This window comes from Geobacter sp. (assembly GCF_030834625.1).
In the GTDB taxonomy this organism is placed as follows: Bacteria; Desulfobacterota; Desulfuromonadia; order Geobacterales; family Geobacteraceae; genus Geobacter.
This window is the reverse complement of record NZ_JAUQXO010000088.1, coordinates 21,461-27,815: the sequence shown is the minus strand read 5'-3', so window position 1 is coordinate 27,815 and position 6,355 is coordinate 21,461. Positions and strand designations below refer to the sequence as shown.

Genomic DNA, 6,355 nt, shown 5'->3' with positions numbered 1-6,355 from the left:
AAAATACCACATTAATTATGAATATCAAGCAATATTGCAGATGTGTACGTACTACATAATCGACCAGAAAAAACCGACATCAGCAAGTGATATCGGCAGGTTACCTGTGACCAGGTAGGTGCAAAGTGTCAAAGTTCGGGGCCACCATACAAAATTGACTCTAACCCTTAGACAAGAAGAAGGATGCTATGAAAAAGAAAACTGCAGTGAACACTTTGGTTATCGGTTCGGTTCTATTAATGGTGTACCTTTTTGTGGCGCAGGGCTTGGTCGAATTTTATTTCAGCGGGAAAAAAGAGATACTCCAGACTGCGGACCATATCAATAATCTATGCAATGCTGATGGTTCCTGCCCTTTAGTGCTTGAAGGCTGGGATGGTGAGAACGGAAAGTTAAGAAAGGGCCGACTGCTGTACATTCCTACGCCGGTTCCGGGAAGTGAGAATAGGGAAAAGAGCTTTGAACCTCAATCATTCAGACTGATTTATGTGATGAGCTTTCCTCCGGATGATTGGTTCGAGGTCCAGGGCGGCGTAGGCAAGAAGGTCACTTCTGGTTGGACGGGACGTTAAGCCGGCGGCTTCCCGGATCGGGCGCTGATCTCCAGTTCGGCTGGCAATACCAGCGCGCGGCACGTCTCCATAACCTGTTCAGAGAGAAGAAGATAGTGACCCGAAGAGATTTCTTGAAATACAGCGTGCGGGGCCTTGTGGCCGCCACGGTGGGAACGGGCGTTTTCAACGCCACGGCCGCCCAGATCGAGCTGGTTCGGGTGCCGGTCAAGATCAGGAACCTGCCCGTTTCACTACAGGGCCTCAAAATCGGTCTTCTGACGGACTTGCATTCCTCCTCCATCGTCTCCAGCCGGTTGATAAAGGCATCGGGAGATTTGCTGCTGTCGGAGAAACCCGACCTGATTGTCATGACGGGAGATTTTGTCTCCGGCGCCACCAAGTTCCTTTCGGGATCGATCGGACAGTTCAAGAGAGAGCATGTGACACGCTGCGCCGAGGCACTTGCACATCTGAAGGCGCCTCTGGGGATTTATGGGGTCTTGGGAAACCACGATTTCTGGAGCGGTGCGGAGTCGGTTGAAACAATCTGCGAAACGTTTACCCGGCAGATGGGGACGGTCTGGCTCAGAAACCGCAGCGTGACGCTAAACAGGGGCGGGGCGTCATTCCGCCTTCTCGGCGTTGACGATTACTGGGAAGAAAGCTGCTCGCTTTCGGCTGCCTGCAGGGGAATTGAAGCGGATTCGATCAGGATTCTTCTCAGTCACAATCCCGACATCAATGATGATATCTCGCTGTCGGGCAAACGGATTGACCTGGTGCTGTCGGGTCATACCCATGGCGGTCAGATCGTCATGCCGATTGTGGGGCAGCCGGTCATGCCGTCGAAGTTCGGTCAGAAGTATCGCGCCGGGCTGGTGCGCGACGGCGACCGGCAGACCTACATATCCCGGGGCGTCGGGTGCCTGCTGGCGCCGATCAGGCTGAACTGTCCGCCCGAGGTGACGGTGCTGACGCTTACCTGAATTTAATGATGAGATAGGTATAGCAGGAAGGGGAATTACAGCGGCATCCCGAGCCGGCGCATCTTCTCCACCAGGGTGGTCCGGTTCAGGTTCAGGAGCGCAGCGGCCCGGGCCTTGACCCCCTCGGTGAGGGCCAGGGCGTCGGTGATCATGCTCCGCTCGATCTCGGCGATGACCTTCATGAGGTCGACGCCCCGCTCGGTGACCCGGGTGAGGGACTCCTCGCGGATGTTGGGGGGGAGGTCGTGGAGGGTTATGGTGTCCGCCTCGGTGAGGGCTACGACCCGTTCCATGACGTTTTCCAGCTCCCGCACGTTCCCCCCCCAGTTGTAGCCCTCCAGGGCCTCCACCGCTTCCGTGGTGAAGGTCATCCGGCGGCGCTGCATCTCCTTGCAGTACTTGGCGAGGAAGTGCTTCGCAAGGGGTAGGATATCCTCCACCCGCCCCCGGAGCGGCGGAAGGTTGAGGGGGATCACGTTGAGCCGGTAGAAGAGGTCTTCGCGGAAGGTCCCCTTCTTCACCTCCTCGGTCAGGTCCAGGTTGGTGGCCGAGATGATCCGCACGTCGATCTTGATGGGGCGCGTGGAGCCGACCCGCTCCACCTCCTGCTCCTGCAGGACCCGCAGAAGCTTCGTTTGGAGCTGCAGCGGCATGGTGCCGATCTCGTCCAGGAAGATGGTCCCGCCGTTGGCTGCCTCGAACTTGCCGATCTTGTCCCGCACCGCGCCGGTGAATGCCCCCTTCACGTAGCCGAACAGTTCGGATTCCAAGAGATTCTCCGGGATTGCGCCGCAGTGGACGGCGATGAACGGCCGGTCGCGCCGGGAGCCGTTGAAGTGGATCGCCTTGGCCACGATCTCCTTGCCGGTCCCTGACTCGCCGGTGACGAGGACCGTGGAGTCGGTTTTCACGATCCGCTTCATGAGGGCGAAGACCTGCTGCATGGCTGGCGAGGCGCCGATGATGTTGGCGAACTCGAATTTGTCCCGGAGCTGTTTCTTGAGGTAGACGTTTTCGGAGAGGAGCTGGTGTTTCTCGACGGCCTTGGCGATGATGATCCTGAGCTCGTCGATGTTGAGGGGCTTGGTGATGTAGTCGTAGGCCCCTTCCTTCATGGCCCGCACGGCGGTTTCGGCGGAGGCGTGGCCGGTGATGAGGATCACCTCGGTGAAGGGGGAGTCGCGCTTGACGTTCTTGAGGATGTCGATGCCGTTGGTGTCGGGGAGGAAGAGGTCGGTGATGATGATGTCGAACTTGTCCCGCGACAGGTGCTGGGCCGCCTCCTCCCCCGATGCCGCCCCCGTAACGTGGTGGCCGGAGTGTCTGAGGATGAGGGTGAGGGCTTCGCGCCCCGATTCTTCGTCATCGATGAGGAGAATGCGGGTCCGTTCTTTCATGGGTGCCTCCGGTGAACAGGTTTGATACATAGCACCATCGGCCGCCCTTGGCAAGACTCCAGCGCCGGCGGTCGCATTGACGGCGGGAGCGCGGCGGGTATACTGTGACCGTATGCACCGGATAATTGCGCTTTGCGCCCTTCTCTTTTCTCTGCTGGTAGTCTCCGCGTCCGTCACCGGCGAACCTCCCGCCGATTCGGCGGCAGTGAGGGTTCTTGGCGTCCGCGGAGCCATAAATCCCGTCACCGCCTCGTTTCTCAAGCGGAACCTCGCCGACGCCGCCCGTCGGGGAGACCGCCTCGTCCTTATGGAGATGGACACCCCCGGCGGACTGGATACCGCCATGCGGGAGATCGTGAAGGACATCCTCGCGAGCCCGGTGCCGGTGGCTGTCCATGTGGCCCCGTCGGGGGCCCGGGCGGCATCGGCCGGCGCCATCATCTGCCTGGCGGCCGACATCTGTGCCATGGCTCCCGGAACCAATATCGGGGCGGCCCACCCCGTCTCCCTGGGGGAGAAGCAGGACAAGGTCATGGAAGAGAAGGTGGTGAACGACGCCGAGGCCTACGCAGAGGGTCTCGCGAATCGCCGGGGAAGAAACGCGGCCATGGCGCGCCGGATGGTGCGGGAGAGCCTCTCTCTGTCGGCGGAGCGGGCGCTGGAGGAGAAGGTGATCGACTTTGTCGTCGCCGACCGGGCCGGTCTTCTGAAGCAGCTGGACGGGCGGCAGGTCTCCCGGGGCGAGGGTAGTGTGCAGTTCCGGCTGTCCGGCGCCGTTGTCCGGGAGGAGGGGATGACCGTGCGGGAGCGGATTCTCGACGTCATCGGCAACCCCAACGTGGCCTATGTGCTCCTCATGCTCGGCTTCCTGGGCCTCTTTTTCGAGCTGTCCAACCCCGGCGTCATCCTTCCCGGGGTCATTGGCGGCATCTCCCTCATTCTCGCCTTTTTCGCCCTTCAGACCCTGCCGGTCAACTACGCCGGGGTGCTCCTCATCCTTCTGGCGCTGGTCCTTTTCATCGCCGAGATCAAGATCGTCTCCGGCGGCATGCTGACGGTGGGAGGCGTAGTGGCCATGGTTCTTGGATCGATCCTTCTCTTCGAGTCGCCGGAGCCCTATCTCCGGGTGTCGTGGCAGGTGATCGCCATCACGGTGATCGCCGTGTCCGCCTTTTCGGTCTTCGCCGTCACCATGGCGGTCAAGGCCCACCGCCGAAGACCCACCACCGGCGGGGAGGGGCTCGTGGGGGAGAAAGGAAAGGCTCTTTCCGCCATCGACCCCGAGGGGAGGGTCTTCATCCACGGCGAATACTGGGACGCCTGGAGCGACGAGCCCCTGGCCGAGGGTGAGAAGGTGACGGTGGTGGCGGTGGAGGGGATGCGGGTAAAGGTTAAAAAGATATCGTAGGGGCGCGGTCGCCGCGCCCTGGGCGGGGAAACTCCGCCCCTACGCCAGGAGGATAAATACATGTTCGACATCTTCAACTACGTGCCGGTGATCTTCATCCTCATCCTGCTGGTCATGTTCGTTGCCAGCGCCGTCCGGATCCTTCCCGAGTACGAGCGGGGGGTCCTCTTCCGTCTCGGCCGGCTGGCGGGGGCCCGGGGGCCGGGGCTCTTCTTCATCATCCCGGGGGTCGACAAGCTGGTCCGGGTCTCCCTGAGGACCGTGGCCTTCGATGTCCCCCCCCAGGATGTGATAACTCACGACAACGTGACGGTGAAGGTGTCGGCGGTCATCTACTTCCGGGTCATGGAGCCCCAGAAGGCCATCGTGGAGGTTGAGAACTACCTCTACGCTACCAGCCAGCTGGCCCAGACCACCCTGCGGAGCGTCCTGGGGCAGGTGGAGCTGGACGAGCTTCTGGCCAACCGGGAGAAGATCAACAAGGAGCTCCAGGAGATCCTCGACCGGCACACGGGGCCGTGGGGAGTGAAGGTGACCGCCGTGGAGGTGAAGAATATCGACCTCCCCCAGGAGATGCTCCGGGCCATCGCCAAGCAGGCCGAAGCGGAGCGGGAGCGGCGGGCCAAGGTCATCCACGCCGATGGCGAGTTCCAGGCGTCGGAGAAGCTGGCCCAGGCGGCAAAAGTTCTGGCAGCAGAACCCACCTCGCTGCAGCTTCGCTACCTTCAGACCCTGACCGAGATCGCAGTGGAAAAGAATTCAACCACCATCTTCCCGATCCCCATTGACCTCATCACGATGTTCATGAAAAAGATAGGGGATAAAAAAGAGTAGCCACGGCTGGTGGAAGTCAAAAGGCCGCGTCCGGATAATCCGGCGCGGCCTTTTCAGTTTAACACCTGTTACGGGAAAAGTGCTGCGGTTACTTGGCGAGGATCTCGACTTTCCCCTTCTTCCGCAGTTCCTCAACGCGGTCGCTGATCCCCTTCTGAACCTTCTGCTGGGTCAGGAACTGGACGATCCGCTCCTTGGCTTCCTCGAAGGGGACGGTTTCAGCGTCCTTCTTCTCGGCCAGTTTGATGATGTGATAGCCGAACTGGGTTTCCACCACATCGCTCACCTCGCCCGGTTTGAGGGCGAAGGCGGCTTTCTCGAATTCGGGAACCATCTGTCCCTTGCCGAAAAAGCCCAGATCGCCCCCCTGGGCCGAACTGGGGCAGGAGGACTCTTTCTTGGCCAGTTCGGCGAAGTCGGCGCCCCCCTTCAATTGTTTGAGAAGCGCCTCGGCCTTCTCCTTGGCCTTCTTTTTCTCTTCCGGCGAGGCTTTCTGGTCTGCCCCCACAAGGATGTGGCTGGCGCGGGCCGACTCGGCCTGGCGGAACTTGTCTTTGTTGTCGTTGTAGAATTTCTTTGCTTCGTCGTCCGTGACCTTGGTAGTGGCGACAATTTTGGTTTCGATCAGGTTGCCGATGACCATGTCCTCTTTGGTGAAGGTTTCGACCTCCTTCTCGGTCATGTCCATTTCCTTCAGGGCCTTCTCGTAGTCGGCCGGGGACTTGAAGCGGGCCTTGTTCTCGGCCACCTTCTCCTGAACCCGCTTGTCCAGATCCTTGATTTCAAGCTTCTTGCCGTCCTGGTAGAGGAGTTCCTTGGCGATGATCTGGTTGAGGGCCGCTTCCTCCACCTTCTTCGACATCTCGTCATTCATGGTGGCCTGCCCCATCTGGTTTCGGGAGAGGATGACCTTTTTCGCCCGCTCCAGTTCGGCTTTGATGATGTCGACTCCGTTCACCCGGGCAACCACCGTCGTGGGAGAAGAAGCCTCGCCGGCTTTCGCGGCGGTCTTGGCCGCAGGTGCATCGGCCGCCATGGCGGTTCCGGCGAGAAGGGCGAGCGCCGAAAGGGTGATGATCTGTCCGCGGATTGTTTTGAATACGTGCATGCGGTGGTATCTCCTTGGCTGAAATGAAAACAGTGCAAATCGTACCACCTCGGGACGGGGTTGTTAAG

6 protein-coding genes are annotated in these 6,355 nt (G+C 60.1%); 4 read left to right on the top strand and 2 right to left on the bottom strand.

Annotated features, from left to right (window positions below; all coding sequences use genetic code 11):
- The first annotated feature begins 188 nt into the window (after positions 1–188).
- Both RCH91_RS20385 and RCH91_RS20380 read left to right on the top strand, forming a co-directional pair.
- On the top strand, positions 189–572 hold the full coding sequence (locus tag RCH91_RS20385; protein ID WP_306537143.1) for a hypothetical protein: 384 nt from the start codon (positions 189–191) through the stop codon (positions 570–572).
- A gap of 95 nt (positions 573–667) precedes the next feature.
- Positions 668–1,540, top strand: coding sequence for a metallophosphoesterase (locus RCH91_RS20380; protein ID WP_306537141.1), 873 nt, complete (start codon positions 668–670; stop codon positions 1,538–1,540).
- Between the two features lie 35 nt (positions 1,541–1,575).
- Here the strand turns inward: RCH91_RS20380 and RCH91_RS20375 are convergent, their stop codons facing one another.
- The gene (locus RCH91_RS20375; protein ID WP_306537139.1) at positions 1,576–2,937 is read right to left on the bottom strand and encodes a sigma-54 dependent transcriptional regulator; all 1,362 of its coding nucleotides are present in this window, start codon (positions 2,935–2,937) and stop codon (positions 1,576–1,578) included.
- A gap of 112 nt (positions 2,938–3,049) precedes the next feature.
- Between RCH91_RS20375 and RCH91_RS20370 the strand changes: the two genes are divergently transcribed.
- The gene (locus tag RCH91_RS20370) at positions 3,050–4,345 is read left to right on the top strand and encodes a nodulation protein NfeD (protein ID WP_306537137.1); all 1,296 of its coding nucleotides are present in this window, start codon (positions 3,050–3,052) and stop codon (positions 4,343–4,345) included.
- 60 nt (positions 4,346–4,405) lie between these two features.
- A complete protein-coding gene (locus tag RCH91_RS20365) occupies positions 4,406–5,179 on the top strand; it encodes a slipin family protein (RefSeq protein WP_306537135.1) in 774 nt (257 codons plus the stop codon).
- Between the two features lie 88 nt (positions 5,180–5,267).
- On the opposite strand, the gene RCH91_RS20360 is transcribed toward RCH91_RS20365, so the two are convergent.
- Positions 5,268–6,287, bottom strand: a complete 1,020-nt coding sequence (locus RCH91_RS20360; protein ID WP_306537133.1) for a peptidylprolyl isomerase — start codon at positions 6,285–6,287, stop codon at positions 5,268–5,270.
- Positions 6,288–6,355 lie beyond the last annotated feature (68 nt).

Bases quoted from the DNA above. Each gene is read 5' to 3' on its own strand.
- RCH91_RS20385 (WP_306537143.1), top strand. From the start codon at position 189: ATGAAAAAGAAAACTGCAGTGAACACTTTGGTTATCGGTTCGGTTCTA.
- RCH91_RS20375 (WP_306537139.1), bottom strand. From the start codon at position 2,937: ATGAAAGAACGGACCCGCATTCTCCTCATCGATGACGAAGAATCGGGG.
- RCH91_RS20370 (WP_306537137.1), top strand. From the start codon at position 3,050: ATGCACCGGATAATTGCGCTTTGCGCCCTTCTCTTTTCTCTGCTGGTA.
- RCH91_RS20365 (WP_306537135.1), top strand. From the start codon at position 4,406: ATGTTCGACATCTTCAACTACGTGCCGGTGATCTTCATCCTCATCCTG.
- RCH91_RS20360 (WP_306537133.1), bottom strand. From the start codon at position 6,287: ATGCACGTATTCAAAACAATCCGCGGACAGATCATCACCCTTTCGGCG.